The organism is Streptomyces sp. CA-135486 (assembly GCF_050936555.1).
Taxonomy (GTDB): Bacteria; Actinomycetota; Actinomycetes; order Streptomycetales; family Streptomycetaceae; genus Streptomyces.
Genome location: NZ_JBNJMM010000002.1, coordinates 483,495 through 505,193 on the forward strand (window position 1 = coordinate 483,495; position 21,699 = coordinate 505,193).

The window sequence follows — 21,699 nt, forward strand, 5'->3', positions numbered from 1 at the left end:
ACCATGGCCGCCTCCCGCCTCCTGTGGGGGAAGTACGTTCAGTACGACCGGGATGGGGAGTCCGTACTCCTCGACCCGGTCGGGCTGGACAGCGTGTACCTCAACCGCGGAGAGGTCAATGACCTCTCCGCGGTTCCCCCGACCGCGACCCACGACGCTCTCACCGAGCTTGGCTTCACACCGGACAACCCGCCTGTCGACCGGCGCGAAGCACTCCACCATCGACTGCGAGACCTCGACCTTGACCCAACTCCCTCCCGAATCAGCGGCCTTCGCGTTGTACTCACCGACCGGTGCAACATGGCCTGCTCGTACTGCTTCGTCGACACCAACTCCGGCAAGCCGGACATGACACACGCTGAGCTCGCCGAGGGTCTGACCTACCTCTTCGAGCAGAATGCCGGCCAGGAGGAAGTGTCCATCCAGTGGTTCGGCGGCGAGCCGACCATCCGCTTCGACCTCATGCGCTACGGCGACGAACTCGCCGATCGCCTCGCGTCCCGCCACCGGGTGCAGCGAATCCGCCGAACCGTGGTCACCAACGGCGCCCGCCTCACTGACGAGATGCTGGACCACTTCCTGCACTACCAATACGGGATCGGCATCTCGATCGATGGGCCGCCAGCGGTCAACTCCGTCAACCGTAAGCTCCTCGGCGGGCAACTGGCCGACGACCGCATCCGCACCAACGTGCGCCGTCTGCTGGAGGCCGATGGCCTCTACGTGGGCTGCAATCTCACCCCCACCGCTGCCAACATCGGGCGTCTCGGCGAGACCGTCTCGTGGATCATCGACGAGCTGGGGCTGAAGTTCATCTACGCCAACACCCCCATCCCCTCGCGCGGACGCTGGCTCGTGAAGGGAAGGGACTTGGCCCAAGAGCTGTACGACGCCCGGATGGTCGCCCTCGGCAAGGGCGGCATGCTCTTCTCCGTACTCGACCGGGCCTTCCAGGCACTGGACACCCGCCGCCCCATGCTCTTCGACCACATGCAGGGCGACCGCAGCCTCAACGCGGCCCTGCTCCCCGGCCACCGAGTCAGCCTTTGCGACATCAACTTCACCGAACCCAGCTTCCTCCGCACCCTCAACGAACTGCGCTACCACCCCGAACTCCTGAGCACGATCGCCAAGAAGATCGCGCCGTACGACGCATGCGTGGACTGCCCCGCGCTCGCCATCTGCGGCGGCCCGTCCCGAAACGAGCAGGCGCTGGTCGGTGCTGGAGCGCCGGATCCGGAGATGTGCGCCTTCTACACCAGCACGGTCGAGATCGCCGCCTGGGACAGCACGGGGGTGCAGTGAGTGCCGAAAACGTGCCCGAGCCCTCCGCTTCGGCGCACCCTCCGTTCCGGACGGCGCTGATCAGTACGGCCGGGCACTGCGCGGTCGCGTGCGGCTTCTGTTTCCGCACCGACCGCGCGCATGGGTTCCTCGACGTCGCGACCTTCACTCGGGCGCTCTCCCGACTCAAGGAGATCGGTGTCGCGAGCATCTGCCTCACCGGCGGTGAGCCGACGCACCACTCTGACTTGCGCCAGCTCGTCCGGCTTGCCCACCAGTTCGGCATGCCCGTGTCGGTGGTGACCTCGGCCCGCACTTCGGCCGAGGTCACCCGACTCGGCGAGATCGCGCATCTCCTGACGAACGTCACCGTCTCGGCCGACTCGGTCAATGCGATGAGGATCGGGCGCACGACACGCTCGGTGTCATCCGGGGTCTCGGTCCTATTGGGAATCGAGACCCCAGTCAAAGTGCTCCACCTCACGTACTGGCAGGTCACGGCCGACGAGTGCCGCGAGATCCATCAGTTGCTGAGCGACACGGACATCGACATTCAACTGAGCCCCGTGACGCTCGACGAGAAAGCCTGCGACCGCGAAGGTCTGTCGCTCTACGACTACGTTCAGCAGCAACGGAGCGATGCCGAACTCCTCGGCGGCTACGTTCTGCTCAGCCCGCGGTTTCAGGAACACCTCGTCGCTCTGCGCGCTATGCAGCTCTATCCGGAACGGCAGCACGCATGCCGATCTGCGGCTCTGTACGTGTCAGCGGGCGGCGAGCTTCGGCGGTGTCCGTACAGCCGGTCCGGGGTCGCCGTTCACGCAGCGCGAACTGACATCGGCCGCTTCCTCGCCCACGGCACGCAGGACTGGACCACACCGGACTGCGCGGCCATCTGCCGCGCGGATCCCTGAAGCTTGCGAGGCCACCAGTGTCCACCGCCGTCATCGTCACCACTCCCGAAGAATTCACCGAGCGATGGAGAACACCACCGAACTTCAGGATCGGTGGCAACCTCGCCCAAATCGGATTCGAGTTCCCTCCAGCCATCGACGTCCTCGACGCCATCCGAAAGGACGACGAAGTCCGCTTCACAGTCCTGGGCACCGACGACTGGGCCGTCCGTATGGACCGGACAGCCGCCTTCCGCGACGCTCCTATCAGGGAGATCGCCACGTGGCCGTTCCGTCTTGTGCACTTCAATCTCAGCCGCTTCTACGACGGACTGCTGCACGACTTTCAGGATCAGGTCATGATCCCCTGGCGGACGTTCGTCTCGTCCCAGGGATTCACCTGGCAGCGGTGCGCGCCCATCCTGTTCATCTCCAGCGCCGGCTGTTCCTCGACGTACCACAACGACAACTCACACGGTCTGGTGTGGCAGGTGGAAGGCACCAAGACCTTCCACAGCTACAGGGACCCGGATCGCATCCTGTCAGCCGAAGCAGCGGTCATCGGGGAGACAACCGCCGAGGAGCCGCCGCCGCACAACCCCGCTGACCGTCTGTCCGTGCGCATGGAACCGGGCGAGCTGCTGTGGAGCCACGCACTCACGCCGCACTGGGTCACGACCGAATCCCCCCTGGCCATGAGCGTCACGCTCTCCCACGGTGGTCTCTGCCACCAGGGCTGCTACGCGGAACGGGAGTTGGCCCTGCGCAGCTACTGGGACAAGCATCCCGATGAAGCGTGGCTGCGGGATCTCCGTACCACCCGCTACTGATCCCGTCTTGGCTGTGCCACGACGAACTCGTGGCACAGCCCAGACACGTGGGCCGGGGACCTGCCGGGCCCTATGGCGTGAGCCGGTTCGGCCCACGGAACAGGAACGTGGCCTCTCGGATCGACTCCAGCCCGAGCAGCACCATCAAGACACGTCCAAGCCCCATCCCCAGGCCCCCGTGGGGCGGGCACCCGTACCGGAACGCGTTCAGATAGTCCTGCATCGGCTCGGTGCTCATGCCCTTCTCGGCGGCCTGCTTGAGTAGCACGTCATAGCGGTGTTCACGCTGGGCGCCGGTGGTGACCTCGAGGCCCCGCCACAGCAGGTCGAAGCTGAGGGTCAGATCCGGCCGGTCTGCGGGCCGCATGTGGTAGAAGGGCCGGATGCTCGTCGGGTAGTGGGTGACGAACACGAACTCGTGTCCGGTCTCCTCTTTGATGTGTGTGGCGATGCCTCGCTCGCCCTCCGGGTCGAGGTCCTCCTTGATGCCTTCAGGGTCCCATCCCTTGGCTCGCAGGATGTCCTGGGTCTCGGCCATGGTGATGCGCGGGAATGGTGTGCGCGGCACCACCACCTCAACCCCGAAGTGCTCTTGGACCGCCTTCCCGTGCACCGTGGCGACCTTCGCGATGGCGTGCGCGAGCATCTGCTCCTCGAAGACCATCACGTCCTCGACGTCGGAGATCCACGCCAGCTCCGCGTCGACCCCGGTGAACTCGGTGGCGTGCCTCGAGGTGAACGACGGCTCGGCACGGAACACCGGCCCGATCTCGAAGACCCGATCGATGCCGGCCGCGATCGCCATCTGCTTGAAGAACTGTGGCGACTGGGCCAGATAGGCGGAGCGGTCGAAGTAACCGAGCTTGAAAACCTCCGCACCGGACTCCGAGGCAGTGCCCATCAGCTTCGGAGTGTGCATCTCGGTGCAGCCCTGGCCGTACGCGTATTCGCGCATGCCCTGCTCCAGCGTGGTCTGCACGGCGAACAGCAGCTGGGCCGTTGGCCGTTTGCGTACATCCAGGAAGCGCCAGTCGAGACGCTGCTCCAGTCCCGTCTGCTCGTCGATCGGCAGCGGGGTCTCGGCCCGGTTCAGGACCTCGACAAGTTCCGGGATGATCTCCAGGCCGCCGAGCTTGACCACGTCATTGTCGACGACACGGCCGACAATCCGCACAGCGGACTCGGTGGTGAGGTGCTCCAGCTGTTCCTCCAGCTCGTCGCCTTCTCCGCCACGCTTGTGTGTCACCTGGGCCGTGCCGGTGTGGTCCCGCACGAGGACGAATTGCATCTTGCGCTGCAGACGGAGAGTGTTCACCCAGCCGGAGATCGAGACGGTCTGGCCGATGTGTTCTCGCAGGTCAGCGACCAACACGCGGGTAGTCGGGTGGATCATCGCAGCCCTCCAAGGGCGTCGTCATGATCCCTTGGGAGCGCGGGCGAGAAGGGTACTCGCGGTGCCACCACGCCTTTGCCGCCACCAGACAGCGGCGGCCTCATTCGTGCCCGATGACGGGGGCCAGCCGGCGGGGCATAGGGCCCGCAGGGCCGTTCCTCCCCGCGCTCAGGAGGGTCTTCACCAAGGGGCGCGAGACTGCCTTCACAGCTACTGGCAGCTCTCTCGGCTCGCGGATCCCGCGGCTACTCGTCTCCGTCAACGCGTTGCATACGAGGATAGAGGCGCCTCTGCTCCGACGGCAACGGAACAAGATCCCTCTCACCGAGCAGTACTGACGAATTGCGTATCCGGTGAACGAAGCTGGCACGCAAAGGTCCGAATCTGAGGATTCGTGTCCGTTGTTCCCCACGGCAGTGTCCCCACGAGCAGCTGAGCGGTCGCGAGAAGCGTTCGCCTGCCCTGTGGGTCAGGAAGACGCATCCTGGCCGCTATCTGAGCTGGACCAGGTGTTGAACCGGGCAGCCCACCGCCGCACTTCTGCATCTTTCTTCTTGTCGGCGGCGAGAAGGAGCTGGGCCCCGCTTGGGTTTTCGATGACTACGAAGATGTGCCGATCGTCGATCTTCTTCTTGGCACCGAGACCAGCGATGACGGCACCAACGGGGCCTGCCAGGGCGGCGCCGGCGACCATGCGGGTCACGGTCGCGCGTCGTGCGATAGCTCCTGACGACTCAACTGCGGCGCGAGCTCCAACGATGCTGATCGATTCCTGGCCAGGGGCTGACGCGTGAGTACCGGAAATCCGAAGATCGAGGAGCTTTCTCGCGCCGCTGGGTAGGGACTGCTCGGTGGCCTTGCGCCGGCCCTGGGCCGCTCGCCCCTCGGGGGAGAGGCCGAAGACAAAGAGCCCAGCAAGGAAGGTGAAGAGTCCGGGGTAGCCGAAGCTACTGCCGGCCCAGATGGCGATGACGAGGAGGAGGACGCCGAGGCAGCTGATGCCCATACCGATGTTGCCTGCGGTGGTGCCGTTGGTCGTGGGAGTGCCTTTGTTGTCTGAGGCGGACGTCATTGGCTCCTGCTCTCTTGAAAGGACGGCGGCCGCGCCACGAGTGCTTAACTTCCAGTACTTCAGGCTGCGTTCGGTCTCATGATCTCCGAGAGGCAGAGTCCATGTCCTCGGTCCAGCCAACTTCTTCGGCTTGCCGTCGGGCCCGGGGGTTCCTCCGGTGAAGACGCCGAACCGTTCTCAGATGACCTTCCATGGCCGCGCCTCCGCCGTCGTCGTGGACGGCCCGGATGTGGGTGGGTGACGATTGCCTGTGGGCTGCTGAGCGGGTTCGGCCCGTGGAAACAGCAACGTGGCTTCGCGGTTCGACTCGAGTCCGAGCATGGCCATCAGCGCACGTCCGAGCCCCAGGGGTACCCGGAGCCGCGGGCGTCATCTGGATCGAGGTCGATGAGGACACCCCTCGGATCCGGCAGATGAACGTACCGTCCGCAGACTTGTCCAGTGACCTCGAAACCCGTACCGCCCGACGAGGAGCGGGCGGTACGGGTGCGAGAAGAATTGTCAGGCGGCTTCTGCACCGCCGAAGCGCACGCGGTAGGACTCAAGGTCCTCCTCCGTGATCTTCGCGAAGAGCACCGGCGGGACCGTGAACGCAGTCCCGGTCGGGACCGCGTCCAGGGCCTTGGCCTGCTCGGCGGTCACCCAGGTCGCGGTGTCACCCTCCAGCGCGAAGGCGCCGCGCATGGCAGCCGCCGAGGTCGGGATGAACGGCTCGGAGACGACGGCGTACAGGTGGATCAGGTTCATCGCCGTACGCAGGGTCAGCGCGGCGCCGTCGGGGTCGGTCTTGATCTCCAGCCAGGGGGCCTTCTCCTCCAGGTAGGAGTTGCCCGCGGACCACAGGGCGCGCAGCGCGGCCGCGGCCTTGCGGAACTGGAGGGCCTCCATGTGCTCCTCGTACTCGGCGAGCAGCCGTGCGATCTCCTCGCCCAGCTTGGCTTCCGCCTCGCGTGGCACCTCGACCAGCCGGATCGAGGCGGCCCGGTGACGGTGTCGTAGCCGATGGGGTCCGCCCAGCTGGTGAGTGGCGCAGCAGGCGAGGAGCCGTCCGGCGGGGTCGGCCGTCTCGTCTCGGAGGATCGTGACCAGGCCCTCCGTGCGGCCGGTGTACCCGCCGTCGAGTGCATCGGCGATGACGTCGTCCGGATCTTCGCCGACGCCGTCGAAGTCGGTGAAGAGGAGCGCCCTTAGCTCGGGGCTCGGAAGCCAGGGGGCGGGGTCTCAGGCATGGGTCTGCTCCGGCAGTGGGGAATGGTCCGGTGACGTACTCCTTGGGACGATTCCGCTGATCAGCGGCGTGTGTTGAGCAGTGCCATCACCGTGTCGGAGACCTTACGGGACTTGCCTTTGCTCAGCCCGAGGTCATCTACGAATTCGGAGATCTTGTCGGGTTGGTCGGGGCGGAGCGTGGAGGGTACGTCGACGTGCTGTCCGGCGACCTTGTCGATCTCGTCGTTGATGGACTGCTGAATCCGCTCTGGGGAGATCCATCCTGTGGGCGTGAGCTGGCTCACGGGTAGGCTCCGCCGGTGACGACGCCAAACCGATTTCAGATGACCTTCGATGGCCGTTCCTACGCGCTCGCCGTGGACGGTCAAGACGTGAGCACTCACGTCACTGCCGTCGACGTGCATGCCGATCCGCACGACCTGCCCCGCGTCGTGCTGCAGCTAAAGCCGACTGGGACATGGCCGACCCAACTTGATCTCCTGGCGAAGGTTGAGATCGGCGTCCCAGCCGATCCTGGGGCCGCGGCCGCTGCCTTCCTGGAGGCGCTAGACCCGTTGGAGGTGGAGCGGGCGGCGCTCGCTCGTCTGGACCTGGAGAACGTGCGGGGCGGCGGGACGGCGGCCGTGCTGCGGCAGCTCGCGGAGTGGGCCCGTGGCGCTTGACCTCTCCGGCGTGCGTCGTGTTGTGGAAGCGATGCTCGACGACCAACTGCAGGTGTGGCGGGACACAGGTGGCAGTTCGGACGACGTGCTCGATGAGACTACCGGCCAGCTGAGGCCGGCCGAGTCGGACACCGAGCTCGTCTGGGCAGGGCCCGGTGCCATCGTGCCGCTTGGCCAGCCCGCGATCACGACCCCCCTGGATGGCTCGGTCGCAGTGCTTCCGGCGGCCACCTCTTATCAAGCCCTGCTACCCCTCGACGCTCCGCGGACGCGCGACGACGACGTAATCACAGTCCACGGTTCGACACGAGACGCCCAGCTCGTCGGACGTCGCTTCCGGGTAGCCGATGCCAACGTCGGGACCTTCGCTGTGGTACGGGTCGTGCGGCTCCAGGTGGTGGCCTGATGCCACCGAATCTGCATCCCAATGCTCATCCGGACGCAGTGGCGTTCCGGGACCCGATTGAGTTGTCGGCAGCCCTGGCGAGGCTGGGCCCCGCCGTGCGGGCCCGCACGCGGGCGATCACTAGGCATCACGCCATGCTGCTTCGGGTGCGGATCCAGAGGAATGCCTCGGGGCGGCCTGGACCGAATGTGATCACCGGGCGGTATCGGGCCTCATGGGACGTGAAGGTGACCGTGGGCGGTGGTCAGGTGAGCGGCGTTGTGTTCACCGACGCGCCGCAGCAGCGGCGGCTGGAGTACGGCTTCGTCGGTGTCGACAGGCTGGGGCGTCAGTACCGGCAGCCTCCCTTCCCGCACATCGAGCCCGCGTTCCGGCAGACCCAGCCGGGGTTTCTGGATGCTCTGCGCAAGGGGGTGCTGCCGCGGTGAGCCCGCCACGGCTTCCGCTGACGCGGGCGCTTGTCGTAGTGCTTGCCGACGGGACCGGGCGGCCGTGCGGGTTGGGGGTACTGCCCCTCGCGGCGGACGGGCAGCCGGCCGCCTTCCCGTATCTGATTCTGGACAGCCTGCCGGGCGAGTTCTCCGGTCCGTCGTTCGGTGACTGGCAGGCCGATGCGACGTGGACGTACCAGGCGACCAGTGTCGGTGAGCGGGCGGATCAGGTGCAGTGGCTCGGTGATCGCGTACGGACGGTGGTGGCCGACCGTGTCAGGAGCCTTGCAGTACCCGGAATGCGGGTGATCGACCGGGAGTTGACGTACGAAGCCGACGGAGACCCGGTTGACGGGTCGTACGGCAATATCGTTTCCTACGTGCAGCGGTTCACGATCACCGTGACACCCGCAGCCTGATCTACAGACTCACCGCGGAGCCACGCGGACGCCCGGCGGATGAGCCCGGCGAGGTTCTCTCCTTTCGGAGTGTCCGTGGCTCAGCAGCGCTTCATGCGGCGCGGCATCACCAAGATCTACTGGTTGAAGAAAGTCGCCGCCACCAACAACATCCCCACTCGTGCGGAACTCACCGCCCCGAACGCCACCGACCTGACCGAGGCGATGAGTGATGTCGACGGCTGGTCTCTGACGAACGAGTCGATCGAGACGCCCGACATGGCGTCGACGTTTTCGTCCTCCATCCCCGGCAACGACAAGGCCGACAACTCCTCGATCACTTTCTACGAGGACCAGCTCAGCGACACGATCGAGACGCTGCTACCCAAGGGCGCCATCGGCTTCGTGGTGTTCCTGCGCAAGGGCGACATCCCCGGCTCGAAGGCCCTGGACAGCTTCCCGGTTCAGGTCGCCTCCCGCGCCGCGCAGTACAACGCAGGCAACGAGGCGGCGAAGTTCCAGGCGATCTTCTCGATCACTTCACCCCCGGCGCTGGATGCCGCGGTGCCTGCTGCTTCGGGTGCGGGCAGCTGATGGCAACGAAGAGCCCCCTGTCCTGGGAGCAGAAGATGGAGCGGCTGCGCCGCCGCTCCCTGCCAGAGCGCGTTCTGCAGATCTGCGACGACGCAGCGCGGCGCACAGAGTACGACGAAGCCAAGCGCGCCGCCGACCGTGCCCAGCTCCTCGCCGACAGCGACCCGGACAACGCGGTGTTTGCCGCCCGGGCGACGCAGGCCGCCGAGCGTCGCGAGATCGCGGCCGAAGCCCTCAACGCGGCTTCGGTCTACCTGTCCTTCCGGGCGCTGCCTCGCCCGGTCCTCGAAGAGCTGATCAATGTCCACCCACCGACCGACCAACAGGCCGCCGACGGCGCTGCATTCAATCCCGACACCTTCCCCGCCGCCCTGATCACAGCCTCCAGCGTCGACGGCATGAGCGAGACCGAGGCCCGCGAACTCCTCGACTCGTGGTCGGCCCCGGATGCGAACGCTCTTTGGGAGGCCGCCTGGCAGGTGCAGCAGGAGTCCCGTACGGAGCTGGGAAAAGGCTGATGGCCGACCCGCGGCTGAGGTCTGAGCTGGCGATGTGCGAGCAGTACGGCATCCCGCACTCGCAGTTCCTCGGCGGCGACGGCCACTGGAGTGAGTTGGACCGGGCCAAGGCCCTGGCCTGGCAGGAGTGGCAGCGCAGCGTCTGCCCGGACTGTCGTACCCGCATGGGCGAGTGGCAGCACGACAAGCACGCGTACGTCACCGACACCGTGCGCTGCCCCGGCTGCGAGCTGATCGCCCAGGAACGCGACCGGGTGCCCGAGGGCCGGGCCGGCTACGGCATCAAGGTCACGCTCCTGCCCCGGCAGGCGTACGAGCACCTGAACCGCGACGACGACACGTAGAGGGAGGTGAAGAGGGCGGGTGCCGACGTACAACCTGACCGTCCAGCTGACTGCGCAGGCCAACAGCCTGATCTCCGGGCTCCGCGCTGCATCCCAAGCGGCAACGGATTTCGGGCACCGCACCCGCGACCTCGACCGGCGTCTGGCCCAGCTGGACGCGTCCAGCCGCCGCACAGCCCAGCGGATCGACGCGCTCGGCGATCGAGCCCACACGGCGGCAACCCGACTCGGCGCGCTCGGCACCCACGGCGTCCAAGCGGGAGGCAGTCTCCGCCGTGCGAGCGCTGAGGCAAGCGGCGCCGAGCGGTCACTCAAGGGTGTTGGGCAGCAAGTCGCCGCGTTGTCCCGGCTTCTCGCCGGCGGGGCACTGGTCCTGGGCACCGGGCAGCTGCTGGAAGAGGGCAATCGCTACCAGCGGCAGATGAACATCTTCTCCGCCGTGACCGGTGCCACGGCTGCGCAGATGCAGCGCGCCGCATGGATGGCCAATCAGCTCGGCATGGACCTCAACCTGCCGACCACCACCGCGGCCGACGCGGCTGAGGCGATGGTGGAGCTGGCGAAGGCGGGCTTCCGTACCGACCAGGCGATCAGCGCGGTGCGCGCCTCGCTCCAACTCGCCTCCGCGGCCGGGGTGAACGCCGCAGACTCCGCGAAGTACCTCGGCGACATCATGGATCAGTTCGGCCTCGGCGCCGATCAGGCCGGGCGAGCCGCCGACATCCTCGCCGCGACTGCCAACAACGCCTCCGGCGGCATCATCGACATCTACTACGCCATGCGCTACGCCGGGCCGGTTGCCGCAGGACTGGGTGTGAGCATGGAGGACGCGGCTGCGGGCGTCGGCATGCTCGGCAAGGCCGGCATCCTCGGCCAGACCGCCGGCACCGCGCTGCGCGGCATGATGGCCAACCTTGCCGCCCCCACCAAGCAGATGAAGGACGGCTTCGAAGCCCTCGGCATCGAAGCGTGGACCGCCGAGGGCCGCTTCAAGGGCCTGCGTTATGTCATCGCGGAACTCTCCCGCGCCCAACACGAGATGACGCAGAAGGACTTCACCCAGGCGGTGAAGCTCGGCTTCGGCAAGCCCGCCATGTCCGGCGCGATCGCCATGGCGCACCAGGGCACGGACTCCTTCGACGCGCTGTCGCTGGCCGTACGGGAATCCGGCGCGGCCGCGCAGATCACCGCCGCCCGCGGTCAGGGACTGTCCGGCGCGATGACGCTGCTGGAGAAGCAGGCCAAGCAGACCGGGCTCGCGCTGTACGACGCGATGGCACCGGGCCTGGAGCACGTGACCCGGCTGATGACGCACGGCCTGTCCGGTGCGACGCCGTACCTGGTCGCGGCGATCGAGTACGGGCGTGACCTGGCGACGCTGTACGGGCCCGAGCTAAAGAACCGGGCACGCAGCGGTCTCGGCGGGCTGATCGACGAGGCGGAACAACTCCTCGGCCCGCTCGAGGCGCTTGGCGAGCACGCTCTCGCCTCCGGCCTGAACCTGCTGATCAATGCGGCCCGCGCGCTTGGTGACGTACTGGAAAACGCCGCCGACGGCGCGCAGCCAGTTGCTCATGCCCTCGGCTCGCTGGGAGGCGAGTCCGGTGGCGCGGCCAACGCTCTGGACATCCTCGTCACGACCACGAACCTCGCATTATCTGCCGTGGCCGGGCTGTCCGCCGTTCTGGTTCCGGTGGGCGAGAGCGTCGGGACGCTGGTGCGTGCCTTCGGTGCCCTGCCGGGTCCGGTGCAGACGGCAATCGCCGCAATGTTCCTCGCCCGACGGGTCGCTCCCGCCCTGGGCGGGCTCGCCTCCACCGTCGGTGGACGGCTGACCGGAGCGTGGCAGAGCCTCGGCGCTCAAATGCGTGTTCAACAGGCCCTGGCTGCCTCGACCGGCACGTCGATCGGGCGGCTCGGCGCGGCCTTCTCCGTACTACAGGCCCGTATCCCGATCGTCGGTCAGATGGGCGCCGCCTTCCGCAGCGCGCAAGGCCCGGCGGCTGGCTTCACCGGAACGCTCACCGGCATGGCCCGCGCAGCCGGTGTGGGAGTGCGCGGAGCGATGTCCGGGCTGGTCGGGTTCATGGGCGGCCCGTGGGGTGCCGCGCTGGTCGGAGTCACCCTCGGGCTTGGGCTTCTGGCTTCCCAGCAACAGAAGGCCGCCCGTGCGGCGGCTGAGCACCAGCAGCGGGTGAGCACGCTGACCGATGCGCTGCGCGAGTCCGGCGGGGTCATCGATGACAACGTGCGGCGGGCCGCCGCTCAGATGCTGCTGGACACGAAGGTCCGCGACGGCAAGGCGAGACTTGTCGAGGTCATGGAACGGGCCGGTGTCTCCATGACCGAACTTACCGACGTCTACCTGGGCCAGGGCCGTTCGCTGGAAGAGCTCCAGACGGAGCTGAACGCCACCGCCGAGGCCAACGTCCAGTGGATCGCCACGCAGGGCGGCGCGGCGAAGACGTACACCGACACCGGTCTGAAGGCCAAGCATGCCGCCGACGCCCTCGGCGAGGTCAAGGACGAGATGGCCGCGTCGGCAAAGAACGCCAAGCGCCTCGCCGACGTCGACAGTGCCACGAAGAATGGCGCGAGCGCGTACGACCGGCTCAAGACCGCCGTCGGGGCCCTCGCCGACAAGACCGCGGACGCCGACACACGCACCCGCGCCCTCAAGGACGCCCTCGACCTGCTCTCCGGCGGCAGCATCTCCCTGCAGGCCGCCGAAGCACGCGTGAACAACGCGATCCTCGACGTGAACGAGGCCCTGGCCGACGGGATCGACAAGGCAGACGGCTTCGGCAAAGCCCTGGTCGGCAACAACGGCTCGCTGAACACCGCCACCCGCAACGGCCAGCAGCTCTACCAGTCGCTCACCTCGCTCAGCGATGCCGCCGCGGACGCCTCGGTATCCGCATACGCGCTCGCCCAGCAGAACAACAAGACGCTGCCCGAATCCCTGGCCGCTGCGCGTGAGCAGATGGACAAGGCCCGCGAGGCGGCCATCAAGGCCGCCCAGGGCTACGGGCTGACCCGCAAGGAAGCCGAGGGGGTAGCGGACAGCCTCGGACTCATGCCGTCGAAAGTATCGCTGCTGCTGGAGACCGAAGGCATGGACTCCACGCTCGCGCAACTCCTCGCAGTCCAAGCGGAGTTCGACCGGTTTCCGAAGGCCGCCACGATCCGGGTGGACGATGTAAGCGAGGAGGCACAGAAGAGCCTCAAGGACCTCGGCTTCACCCTTGAGACCGTTGCCGGCACTCGCCAGATCAAGATCACGGCGCCCACCAAGGGAGCCCGCGCGGCCCTGAAGACACTGATCGATCAGCTCGCCGCTGTACCGGACGGCAAGAACGTGAAGGTCAGTGCGGCGACCGCGGCCGCCGTCGCCTCCCTCCGGTCGGTCCAGGAAGAGCTGCGCGCGACCCCCGGCGCGAAGACCGTCACCGTCTACGCCCCGACCGCGGCCGCGCGCACCGCGCTGGAACAGCTCGGGTTCAAGGTCAAGACCCTGCCGAAGGGCAAGGCCGAGATCACCGTCCCCACCCAGGCCCCGATCGACGCGCTCGGCAGCATCCAGAGCGCGATCAACAACATCACCGGCCGCAACGTCGGCGTCGGCGTCTTCCTCAAGCCGACCTCCTGGGACACGGATGCCAACGGCATCCCTGACGCGATCCAGGCCCGCGCCGACGGTGCGGTCGTCGACTACTACGCGAACGGAGGCGTACGGGGCGCACGGCGTGAGCGTCACGTCGCGCAGATCGCCCCGGCCGGGTCCTGGCGTATCTGGGGCGAACCGGAGACCGGGGGAGAGGCGTACGTACCGCTCGCCGCCGGCAAGCGCGGGCGCAGCAAGGCGATCGTAGAGGAGGTTGTCACCCGCTTCGGCGGCGACGTCACCTGGTACGCGAACGGCGGGCTGTCCGGGTTCGACTACACCCCGCCGAGCCTCTACACGCTCTCGGGGATCGCCTCGGAAGCCACTGGCAGCAAGGGCCGCTTCAACCTCGCCACCTTCACCAAGAAGCTCAAGGTGTCGAACAAGGTGGCAGTCCAGTGGCGCAAGGACCTCGCCACCGTCGCCCGCCGCGCCGGCCAGGATGTGGCCGACGCGCTAGCCGACATGGGCGAGGACGGCATCGCGCTGACCCGCAAGATGGCCTCCGGCTCCAGCAGTTACGTACGGCAGATGGCCAAGGAGCTGGACAAACTCGCCGCCAGCGCTCGCGCCTCCCTCAGCGAATTCACCACACAGCTCAAGGACGCCGCGAAGGACCAGGCCGGCTTCGAGAAGAACCTCGCCCGCCTCGCTGCCCTCGGCTACGGCGATCTCGCCGCGATGCTCGCCGAGCAGGGCGATGAGGATGCCGCGCATCTGGCAGCCGAGGCGGTGCGGGACCAGAAGAAGGCGAAGCAGGCCAATGACGCCGCGAAGGCTGCCGCCAAGACCCTGGCCGCCGAGGACCTGGCCGACCTGCTCACCATCATCTCCGCGATCAAGACCGGCACCACCGGTATCCACAAAGTCGCCGACACGACTGGCCTCGAGGAAGACCGGATCATCGAGGTGGCTTCCCTCGGTCAGTCGCGCATCAAGTCCGTCCTCGGCTCGCGCGCGCACCAGTTCCTCGCCGACCTTGCGAAAGCGACCAAGGGTCTGGCGTATGCGAACGGTGGTGTGTGGGAGCCCGGCATCTACTCCTCACCGACGGCGCTGATCAAGTTCGCGGAGGCCAGCACCGGCGGTGAGGCGTTCATCCCGCTCGCCGCGAGCAAGCGCGCCTCGGCGACCGCTGTCCTCGGCGATGTCGCGGGTCGCTTCGGCCTCCAACTTTCCCCGTCTGCACAGGAGACAGCGCCGGTGAGCACGGTCGATGCCCGCCCGACGGGTGCCGTGCAGGTCGTGGTGGTCCGCGAGCAGCAGCCGCTGATCGGCACCATGCCGGTCACCGTCTCGGCCACCTCCGCCACCCCGCACCAGATCGGCGCCGAAGTGATGCGCCGCCTGCGCAGTGCCCAGCGAGGAGGGCGGTTGTGATGGCCGAACTCGACGAGTGGCAGATCGAGCTGGCGGGAGTTCTCCTCGGGCCAGGATCGGACATTCTGGTCAGCGAAGTAGAGGGACTCGGCGTGCCCGATCTTCGGTCCCAGGATGTGGAGAACCCTGTGGATGACGGGGCGTTTGCGGGCGTCGACCTGTACGGGCCGCGCACCATCCGAATCGAAGCAGGGATCCGCACACCGGCCGACCCGGCGCGCGCCCTCGACATCCTCGCCCAGCTGCAGCGCGCTGCGAACGACCCGACGGTACGCAAATCGCCGGGCGCCGATGCCGCGCTGCGGCTGCGCTGGCCCGGCCGGACGACCCGCCGCCTGTACGGACGGCTGCGCCGCGTCGAGGCCACCAGCACCACCAGCACCCTGCACGGCTGGATCCCCTTGGACGTCGAGTTCGCCGCCCTCGATCCACGCTTCCACGCCGACGACGCCTCCGCTGTGACCCTCGCGCTCTCTGCCGACGGGCTCGGTGGGTTCCGCGCCCCCCTCGTCGCGCCGTTGACCACCGGCGTCGCCATCCCCGACGAGCGCCGCGGCTGGGCGGCCAACGAGGGCGATCTTCCGGCCTGGCCGTCGCTTCGGATCACCGGCCCGTGCACCAACCCCCGTATCCGGCACGTCGAATCGGGGCGGGTGATCGAGCTTGTTGCCTCCCTCAAGGCCGGGGAGTACGCGGACATCGAGACCCGTCCCGGAACCCGCTGGGCCTTGAAGAACGGCACCGGCAACCTCGCCCCCGCCCTCTCCCCAGCCTCCCGTCTCGACACCTTCACCATCCCGCCCGGCACCAGCGAGCTGTGGTGGACCGCCCGCGACTACACCAACACCACCCGGCTGGCCGTGACCTGGCGCGCGGCCTACGCCGCCCTGTGACCGGAGGACGCACCCGTATGACGCTGATCAACCCGCCGCTGCTCACCCACGGCGGCACCCACGCCGCCCGCGCCTTCCGGATGATGGTCCGCGACCTCGCCCGCGGCTCCCAGGGCGTCACCGAAGGCAACGACCTAAAGGTCAGCCAGCTGGCCACCCCCGGCGCGGGCGTGAGGGTTGGCGACGGCTCCGGGGTGATCCGGGGCGCGGCGTGGGGCCAGGGCTCCTACACCCAGTACAACGTCGGCGACGCCACCGTCCCCATCGCCCCCACCGGCGCGAGCGCCCGCTCCGACCTACTCGTACTCCGCGTCGAAGACCCGGAGTTCGAGGGCACCCGCAACCCGGAAACCGACGAGATCGGCTTCTTCCACGCTGTCTCCAACGTCTCCGCCACCGCAACCGTGCCACCGTCCGGGATGACCGCGATCCCGCTCGCTCGCATTGATATCCCGGCGAACACTTCGGTCATCACCAACTCGATGATCAAGGACGTGCGCCAGGTCGCGAACCCGCGCCGGGACCGCAGGCTCTACACCGCGTTCCCGAGCGCCTCCTCTACCCTGGGCTACTCCGACAACAAGTGGCATGTTTGGCCAACTGCCGCTCGATGGAACCTTCCTGTGCCCTCCTGGGCGACCAGCGCCAAGATCGTCACAACCATCACCGGGCTGGCACTTCGCAGAGCCGATGTCTTCGCGCTGATGCGCAACGTCCTCGGCAGCACGACCGGTCAGCACATCGCCATCGACGACGACCAGGGCACGGGCACCCGCCGCAACACTGTCGTCGTCGCCGACGCCCTCGCTGTCCCTGCCACGCTGCGCGGCACCAGCGTGCCTGTCTACGCCGAGACGTACATGTACAAGTCCGAGACTGGGGACTTGGTGGTCGACGGTGCCACGACGTTCATCTGCGACGTCGAGTTCACCGAGGGCGTGGTGTGAGCATGCCGGCCTACCGCTACCAAACCCGCCACGTGCTCACCGGCGACCTGCTCGCGGCCGATCTCCCGTTGTCCGACGTGGAATTCGGCCTCGCGCTCAACGCCGCGGGCGGCCTCTCCGCCACCCTGGCACAACGCTTTGCCCACCTGCTCCCCGCCCAGCTCGACCCCGGCAACACGGTGCTGACCGCCGAACGCGACCACACCCTGCTGTGGGGCGGGCTGATCTGGCGCGCCGAGCCCCAGGGCAGCTCGTACCCGATCGAGGCCGCCGGATGGGGCAGCTACCTGCACCGCCGCCACGACGTGCACGGCAACCTGAACGGCCGGGGCCCGTACACGCACGCCGACCCCTGCCAGGTCATCCGGGACGTCTGGTCGTACGCGCAGTCCCAGCCCGACGGCGACCTCGGCGTGACAGTGGATTCCACGGCTAGCAGGGCCAAGGCCGGCACCCCTGCCGAGCCGTTTCACACCGATTGGTGGGAGGCCCCGGTCCTCGGCGAGGTCGTGGACGACATGACGCAGATCGAAGGCGGCCCTGAGTGGACCGAGACCACCGACTGGTCCACCGCCGCAGGCAGACCAGTCGGGCGGATCCGGCTCGGCTGGCCCCGCCTCGGCACCCGCCGCACCGACATCTCCTTCACCTCCGGAATCAACGTCGCCACCACGGTCCCAGTGACGTACGACGCCGACAGCTACGCCCAGATCGTCATCGCCTTCGGCGCCGGCGAGGGCCGCGGCCGCCGCCGCGCCATCGACGCCATCCGCAACGGGCGCCTCCGTCTGGAGCACGTCCTCGACGCTCCGGCCGAGAAGTCCAACGATCGGCTCGCCGCCCGGGCCCGCACCGAACGCACCTCCCGCCAGATCCTCGGCCAGGTCACCGAGATCCAGATCAACGACCACCCAGCGGCCCGGGTCGGCAGCTGGCAAATCGGCGACGACGTACGGGTGTCCCTGCACGACCAGTGGTCAGACTTCGACGGCTGGTGCCGCATCACCGGCTGGACCCTGCGCCCACCCCAGGGCGACGACCCCGAACGCATCACCCTCACCCTCGCCCGCGCCGACCGCTTCACCTACGGGGGCTGACGCCATGGCCAACGACCTGGCGCGCCTCGCAGCCCGCATCGCCGATCTCGAGCGCCGCCTCGCCCAGCAGACCCGCACCTCCCGCCTCGCCTACTCCTCCATCGAGGACGGCGCGGTCGAGGTTTACGACGTTGGCGGATCGCTGCGCGCCGTGATCGGCCAGCAGTCGGACGGCTCGAGCGGTGTGATCGCGGTGAACGGGCCTCGGCCGCCCATCCCTTCTGCTCCGCAGGTGGAACCGGTCCTCGGCGGCCTGAGCATCACGTGGGACGGCGGCTTCGCAGAGGCGGACGCGGCGCCCCTGGATCTGTCGCGGGTGCAGGTGCACCTGCTGACGTCGGCGGATGCGCAGCCGGACGTGATGTGGCCTGCCGCGACGATCGAGGCGGCGTCCGGCTCTTCGGTCACGCTCGCCGTGAACTACTACGGCGACATCTGGGTGGGCCTGGTCGCGGTGAACACCTCCGGGACCCCCAGCCTCCCCTCGGGCGCAGTCCGTACGGCGGCGCGTCGCGCGGCATCGGGCGACCTGGGCAACGGCGTGATCCAGCAGGGGCACATTGCGGTCGGTGCCATCGCTACCCAGCACCTGGCGGTCGGTTCGATTACTCCGGACCGGATCGCGGTCGGCCAGGGCACCAACCTGGTTCCGGATCCCGGCTTCGAGGGCGTCGTGATCGTGGGCGCCGTCGCCGCGGCCGGGGCACCCTGGTCGCTGGCGCGCGGCAACCGTACCGGCGTCGGCGTACGGGTGGACTGCCTTGCAGAGACGGCGACGTACTTCACGCTGCCGCTCGCAACGGTGCCGGTACTGGCTGGCGCCCAGCTGTACCTTGCGGTCGACGTACTTGTCTCAGACGATCTCGACGCCCAGGCCGTGAAGATCCTCGCCCGCTGGGAGAACGCGGCCGGGACCGTGCTCGGCTACGGCGTGGTGGAGAAGATTGGCGCCGTGCCAGGCATGTGGCAGCGCATCACCGGACAGGTCGCCGCCCCGCAGGGCACCACCCAGGCGGTGCTCGCCTTGGAGGCGTCCGCGGCCACGAGCGGCTGGGCGGTCTTCGACAACGCCGAAGCCCACAGCATCTTCGGCCGCGTGGTTGGCGGAGCCCGAGCGGAAGTCGGTCCCGACGGGCTGCGGCTGTACGACGAGACGGGCGAGACCGCGGTCTCTCTCGTCACCGGCGCCCCGCAGTACCTGACGCTGCGCAGCAGTGGTCAGGCGGTGGCGACCATCGACAGCGCGGGAAACGCCGGGTTCGCCGACCTGGCGGTGGCCGGGGAGCTGACGGTCGGCGGTGACCCGGTGACGGCGCTGCTCGGCCAACAAGCCCGTGGTCTGGCAGCTGTCCACTACCAGACCAGCGCCATCACCGCGGGCACCACCGACTACGGCTTCACCGAGCTGGCCTTCGAGGCCGACGCCAGCCGCCTGTACCGGGTCGTCCTGGACTGCTACGCAGCCCCCTCCGTCGCGGGCGGCGAACTCGTCCTCGCTCTCAAGGACGGCGGCGCGAGCACACCGACGATCTCGTCCCCGCAGATTCAGTCCGCCATCTACCCGATGCCCACCAACGGCATCCGCCGCGTCCGCATGGAGACAGTGCGCTCCGGGTCCGACTTCGGTGCCGGACAGCACCGGCTGCTGGTCACCTTTCGCTGCCAGGGCGGCCCCAGCGAGCAGACCGCACGGCTGTTCGGCGGCGCCAGCTATCCGGGCCTCATGTACGTCGAGGACATCGGCCCGTACCTCCCGCCCACCGGTCAGTACAACGACGGCAGAGGCACCACCATCCCGCCGAAGACGACCTACACGAAGACCTACTCCGCCTCCTGGTCCGGCTCGTACGCGAATCGATCCGGCTACAACAGCTACTACGGCAACAGTTGCATGCAGGGCTACTACAGCTCGAACAACGGCGTACAAGCGAGCCTGATCGGCTTCCCCGCGCAGCTGGCTACGGACCTGTCCGGAGCGACGATCCAGAAGGCGGAGATCTACCTCTACTTCGAGCACTGGTACTACGCCAGCGGCGGCACAGCCGTGATCCGGGCGCACTCACACGCCTCCCGGCCCGCCAAGTACTCCTGCGACACCGAGGCGAAGAGCATCTCTTGGTCCCGCAACCAGGGCAAGTGGGTGGATATCACTGCGGTTTTCGATTCGACCAAGTGGCGGGGAATCGCGCTGGATCCCAATTCCAGCAACCGCATCTCCTACGGGCGCGCCCGCGGTGTGGGCCAGACCTACCCGCCCAAGCTCCGCGTCACCTACACCAAATGACAGCCTACCGAGGGGAGTTGTAGTGCCCGAACGCTACGGGGACCTGATCGTCAACGGCACCTTCAGCAACGGCACGACCAACTGGTGGACCGGCGATCCGGCGTACGTCGCCGTCGCTGCGCCCGACACCGGCCTGGAGGCCACCGCCACGACCGACGCGGTCAACCTGTGGGACGCCCTGGTCGGCCAGGACAACCTGCTACTGCGCCCCGGCTGCCGCTACACCCTGACCTTCACAGCCCGGGCAAGCCAGGCCGGCACCACGCTGCGGATGCAGGTCGGGCTCGGCGCCGATCCCTGGACCTCGGCGATCGACAAGACCGTGATGCTGGGCAACGCGGACACCTGCTTCACGTTCCCCTTCAGGTGCCCGCTGGACACGTCTACAGGGCAGATCTCCTTCCAGTTCGGCCAGTCCACCGCCGTGACCGTGTACCTCACCGAAATCCGGCTCACGTGCTCCACCGTTGACGAGGGGCTCTACGACGACCCGCATTCCAACGCGGCGAAGTGGCTGGCCGCCAACCCTGACGACCCGCGCGCCAAGAAGATCGAGCGCGCCCTGGTACGGCGCCCCGGAGCACGCTGGTTCGGCGACTGGAACGGGGACGTCAAGACCGACATCGATGCGTACGTGGCGGCCGCGGCCGCCAAGGGCCAGCTACCGATCACCACGCTCTACAACATGTACAACCGCGACAACGGCGGCCAGAGCTCCGGCGGCGCACCCTCACCGGAGGCGTACCGAACGTGGATCGAGTCAGCCGCCGCAGGCATCGCCGACCGCCCCGCGCTCGTCATCGTCGAGCCGGACTCCCTCGCCCAACTCGGCAACCTCCCCAGTGACGCGGCCCGCGCCGAACGCGTCGGCCTGGTCTCGTACGCCGCGCAGACGCTGGGCACTCTGCCTGCCACCACTGTCTACCTCGACGGCGGAAACGCCACCTGGATCCGCCCCGCCCAGATGGCCACCCTCCTGAAGGACGCAGGTATCGCTCACACCCGCGGCTTCGCGGTGAACGTCGCCAACTTCGACGCGATCGACATCTGCTGCACGTACGCCGCCCAGATCACCGCCGAGCTCGGCCGCCTTGGCGTTCCGGGGGCGGGGTTCGTTGTGGACACCTCCCGGAACGGGAATGGCGCGATGAACGCCGACGGACAGCACGTCGACTGGTGCAACCCAGCCGGCCGCCGCCTCGGCGTCCCCTCCTCGATTGGTGTCGCAGGTGCCGACTACTTGCTCTGGATCAAGGTCCCGGGCGACTCGGACGGCTCCGGCGGCATCGGCGAGGGGATCCCCGCGGGCACGTTCTCCCCGTATCTCGCGGAGCGGTTGATCGATGGCACGTAGACGGCAGCCGGGCCCAGTAGCACAC

At 68.1% G+C, this 21,699-nt stretch carries 20 protein-coding genes and 1 pseudogene; 17 read left to right on the top strand and 4 right to left on the bottom strand.

What is annotated here, in order from left to right; all coding sequences use genetic code 11:
• The first annotated feature begins 3 nt into the window (after positions 1 to 3).
• The 3 genes from ACQEVG_RS21290 to ACQEVG_RS21300 are packed head-to-tail and all read left to right on the top strand — an operon-like array spanning position 4 to position 3,007.
• Positions 4 to 1,305, top strand: coding sequence for a radical SAM protein (locus ACQEVG_RS21290; RefSeq protein WP_432986322.1), 1,302 nt, complete (start codon positions 4 to 6; stop codon positions 1,303 to 1,305).
• Complete coding sequence (locus tag ACQEVG_RS21295) at positions 1,302 to 2,198, top strand: radical SAM protein (protein ID WP_432986324.1); 897 nt, start codon at positions 1,302 to 1,304, stop codon at positions 2,196 to 2,198. Before ACQEVG_RS21290 ends, ACQEVG_RS21295 begins: the two co-directional genes overlap by 4 nt.
• 17 nt (positions 2,199 to 2,215) lie before the next feature.
• A complete protein-coding gene (locus ACQEVG_RS21300) occupies positions 2,216 to 3,007 on the top strand; it encodes a hypothetical protein (RefSeq protein ID WP_432986326.1) in 792 nt (263 codons plus the stop codon).
• 70 nt (positions 3,008 to 3,077) lie between these two features.
• Here ACQEVG_RS21300 and aspS read toward each other — a convergent pair whose 3' ends face one another.
• The 3 genes and pseudogenes from aspS to ACQEVG_RS21315 all read right to left on the bottom strand — a co-directional run.
• Positions 3,078 to 4,400: an aspartate--tRNA(Asn) ligase gene (gene aspS / locus ACQEVG_RS21305; protein ID WP_432986328.1), complete on the bottom strand. Its 1,323-nt coding sequence runs from the start codon at positions 4,398 to 4,400 to the stop codon at positions 3,078 to 3,080.
• 469 nt (positions 4,401 to 4,869) lie between these two features.
• Entirely contained in the window at positions 4,870 to 5,472 is a 603-nt protein-coding gene (locus tag ACQEVG_RS21310; RefSeq protein WP_432986330.1) for a hypothetical protein, read from the bottom strand.
• Between the two features lie 501 nt (positions 5,473 to 5,973).
• A pseudogene (locus ACQEVG_RS21315) lies at positions 5,974 to 6,420 on the bottom strand (class I tRNA ligase family protein); the annotation flags it as partial.
• Positions 6,421 to 6,474: 54 nt separating this feature from the next.
• Here ACQEVG_RS21315 and ACQEVG_RS21320 point away from each other — a divergent pair.
• On the top strand, positions 6,475 to 6,663 hold the full coding sequence (locus tag ACQEVG_RS21320) for a hypothetical protein (protein ID WP_432986332.1): 189 nt from the start codon (positions 6,475 to 6,477) through the stop codon (positions 6,661 to 6,663).
• 98 nt (positions 6,664 to 6,761) lie between these two features.
• On the opposite strand, the gene ACQEVG_RS21325 is transcribed toward ACQEVG_RS21320, so the two are convergent.
• Complete coding sequence (locus tag ACQEVG_RS21325; protein WP_432986334.1) at positions 6,762 to 6,986, bottom strand: hypothetical protein; 225 nt, start codon at positions 6,984 to 6,986, stop codon at positions 6,762 to 6,764.
• An 87-nt stretch (positions 6,987 to 7,073) separates the two neighbouring features.
• Between ACQEVG_RS21325 and ACQEVG_RS21330 the strand changes: the two genes are divergently transcribed.
• From ACQEVG_RS21330 to ACQEVG_RS21390, 13 genes are all read left to right on the top strand, one after another.
• A complete protein-coding gene (locus ACQEVG_RS21330; protein WP_432986336.1) occupies positions 7,074 to 7,364 on the top strand; it encodes a hypothetical protein in 291 nt (96 codons plus the stop codon).
• Positions 7,354 to 7,770 carry a DUF6093 family protein gene (locus tag ACQEVG_RS21335; RefSeq protein ID WP_432986338.1) on the top strand — a complete coding sequence of 139 codons (417 nt, stop codon included), beginning with the start codon at positions 7,354 to 7,356 and terminating at the stop codon, positions 7,768 to 7,770. The genes ACQEVG_RS21330 and ACQEVG_RS21335 overlap by 11 nt, the downstream gene beginning before the upstream one ends.
• Positions 7,770 to 8,198 (top strand): HK97 gp10 family phage protein, encoded by a 429-nt coding sequence (locus tag ACQEVG_RS21340; RefSeq protein WP_432986340.1) that lies wholly within the window; start codon positions 7,770 to 7,772, stop codon positions 8,196 to 8,198. The genes ACQEVG_RS21335 and ACQEVG_RS21340 overlap by 1 nt, the downstream gene beginning before the upstream one ends.
• Positions 8,195 to 8,620, top strand: coding sequence for a hypothetical protein (locus tag ACQEVG_RS21345; RefSeq protein ID WP_432986342.1), 426 nt, complete (start codon positions 8,195 to 8,197; stop codon positions 8,618 to 8,620). Before ACQEVG_RS21340 ends, ACQEVG_RS21345 begins: the two co-directional genes overlap by 4 nt.
• Before the next feature lie 93 nt (positions 8,621 to 8,713).
• A complete protein-coding gene (locus ACQEVG_RS21350) occupies positions 8,714 to 9,193 on the top strand; it encodes a hypothetical protein (RefSeq protein ID WP_432986344.1) in 480 nt (159 codons plus the stop codon).
• Positions 9,193 to 9,711 carry a hypothetical protein gene (locus ACQEVG_RS21355; protein ID WP_432986346.1) on the top strand — a complete coding sequence of 173 codons (519 nt, stop codon included), beginning with the start codon at positions 9,193 to 9,195 and terminating at the stop codon, positions 9,709 to 9,711. Before ACQEVG_RS21350 ends, ACQEVG_RS21355 begins: the two co-directional genes overlap by 1 nt.
• The gene (locus tag ACQEVG_RS21360) at positions 9,711 to 10,055 is read left to right on the top strand and encodes a hypothetical protein (RefSeq protein WP_432986348.1); all 345 of its coding nucleotides are present in this window, start codon (positions 9,711 to 9,713) and stop codon (positions 10,053 to 10,055) included. The genes ACQEVG_RS21355 and ACQEVG_RS21360 overlap by 1 nt, the downstream gene beginning before the upstream one ends.
• A 19-nt stretch (positions 10,056 to 10,074) precedes the next feature.
• Entirely contained in the window at positions 10,075 to 15,099 is a 5,025-nt protein-coding gene (locus ACQEVG_RS21365) for a phage tail tape measure protein (RefSeq protein ID WP_432986350.1), read from the top strand.
• The gene (locus ACQEVG_RS21370) at positions 15,099 to 15,992 is read left to right on the top strand and encodes a hypothetical protein (RefSeq protein ID WP_432986352.1); all 894 of its coding nucleotides are present in this window, start codon (positions 15,099 to 15,101) and stop codon (positions 15,990 to 15,992) included. Before ACQEVG_RS21365 ends, ACQEVG_RS21370 begins: the two co-directional genes overlap by 1 nt.
• Positions 15,993 to 16,009: 17 nt before the next feature.
• Positions 16,010 to 16,939, top strand: coding sequence for a hypothetical protein (locus ACQEVG_RS21375; protein WP_432986354.1), 930 nt, complete (start codon positions 16,010 to 16,012; stop codon positions 16,937 to 16,939).
• Positions 16,936 to 18,036, top strand: coding sequence for a hypothetical protein (locus ACQEVG_RS21380; protein ID WP_432986356.1), 1,101 nt, complete (start codon positions 16,936 to 16,938; stop codon positions 18,034 to 18,036). Before ACQEVG_RS21375 ends, ACQEVG_RS21380 begins: the two co-directional genes overlap by 4 nt.
• Before the next feature lie 4 nt (positions 18,037 to 18,040).
• Positions 18,041 to 20,320, top strand: coding sequence for a hypothetical protein (locus ACQEVG_RS21385; RefSeq protein WP_432986358.1), 2,280 nt, complete (start codon positions 18,041 to 18,043; stop codon positions 20,318 to 20,320).
• Between the two features lie 22 nt (positions 20,321 to 20,342).
• On the top strand, positions 20,343 to 21,674 hold the full coding sequence (locus tag ACQEVG_RS21390; RefSeq protein WP_432986360.1) for a glycoside hydrolase family 6 protein: 1,332 nt from the start codon (positions 20,343 to 20,345) through the stop codon (positions 21,672 to 21,674).
• Positions 21,675 to 21,699 lie beyond the last annotated feature (25 nt).

Bases quoted from the DNA above. Each gene is read 5' to 3' on its own strand.
- ACQEVG_RS21290 (WP_432986322.1), top strand. From the start codon at position 4: ATGGCCGCCTCCCGCCTCCTGTGGGGGAAGTACGTTCAGTACGACCGG.
- ACQEVG_RS21385 (WP_432986358.1), top strand. From the start codon at position 18,041: ATGGCCAACGACCTGGCGCGCCTCGCAGCCCGCATCGCCGATCTCGAG.
- ACQEVG_RS21340 (WP_432986340.1), top strand. From the start codon at position 7,770: ATGCCACCGAATCTGCATCCCAATGCTCATCCGGACGCAGTGGCGTTC.
- aspS (WP_432986328.1), bottom strand. From the start codon at position 4,400: ATGATCCACCCGACTACCCGCGTGTTGGTCGCTGACCTGCGAGAACAC.
- ACQEVG_RS21370 (WP_432986352.1), top strand. From the start codon at position 15,099: ATGGCCGAACTCGACGAGTGGCAGATCGAGCTGGCGGGAGTTCTCCTC.
- ACQEVG_RS21310 (WP_432986330.1), bottom strand. From the start codon at position 5,472: ATGACGTCCGCCTCAGACAACAAAGGCACTCCCACGACCAACGGCACC.
- ACQEVG_RS21320 (WP_432986332.1), top strand. From the start codon at position 6,475: ATGGGGTCCGCCCAGCTGGTGAGTGGCGCAGCAGGCGAGGAGCCGTCC.
- ACQEVG_RS21350 (WP_432986344.1), top strand. From the start codon at position 8,714: ATGCGGCGCGGCATCACCAAGATCTACTGGTTGAAGAAAGTCGCCGCC.
- ACQEVG_RS21355 (WP_432986346.1), top strand. From the start codon at position 9,193: ATGGCAACGAAGAGCCCCCTGTCCTGGGAGCAGAAGATGGAGCGGCTG.
- ACQEVG_RS21375 (WP_432986354.1), top strand. From the start codon at position 16,010: ATGACGCTGATCAACCCGCCGCTGCTCACCCACGGCGGCACCCACGCC.
- ACQEVG_RS21360 (WP_432986348.1), top strand. From the start codon at position 9,711: ATGGCCGACCCGCGGCTGAGGTCTGAGCTGGCGATGTGCGAGCAGTAC.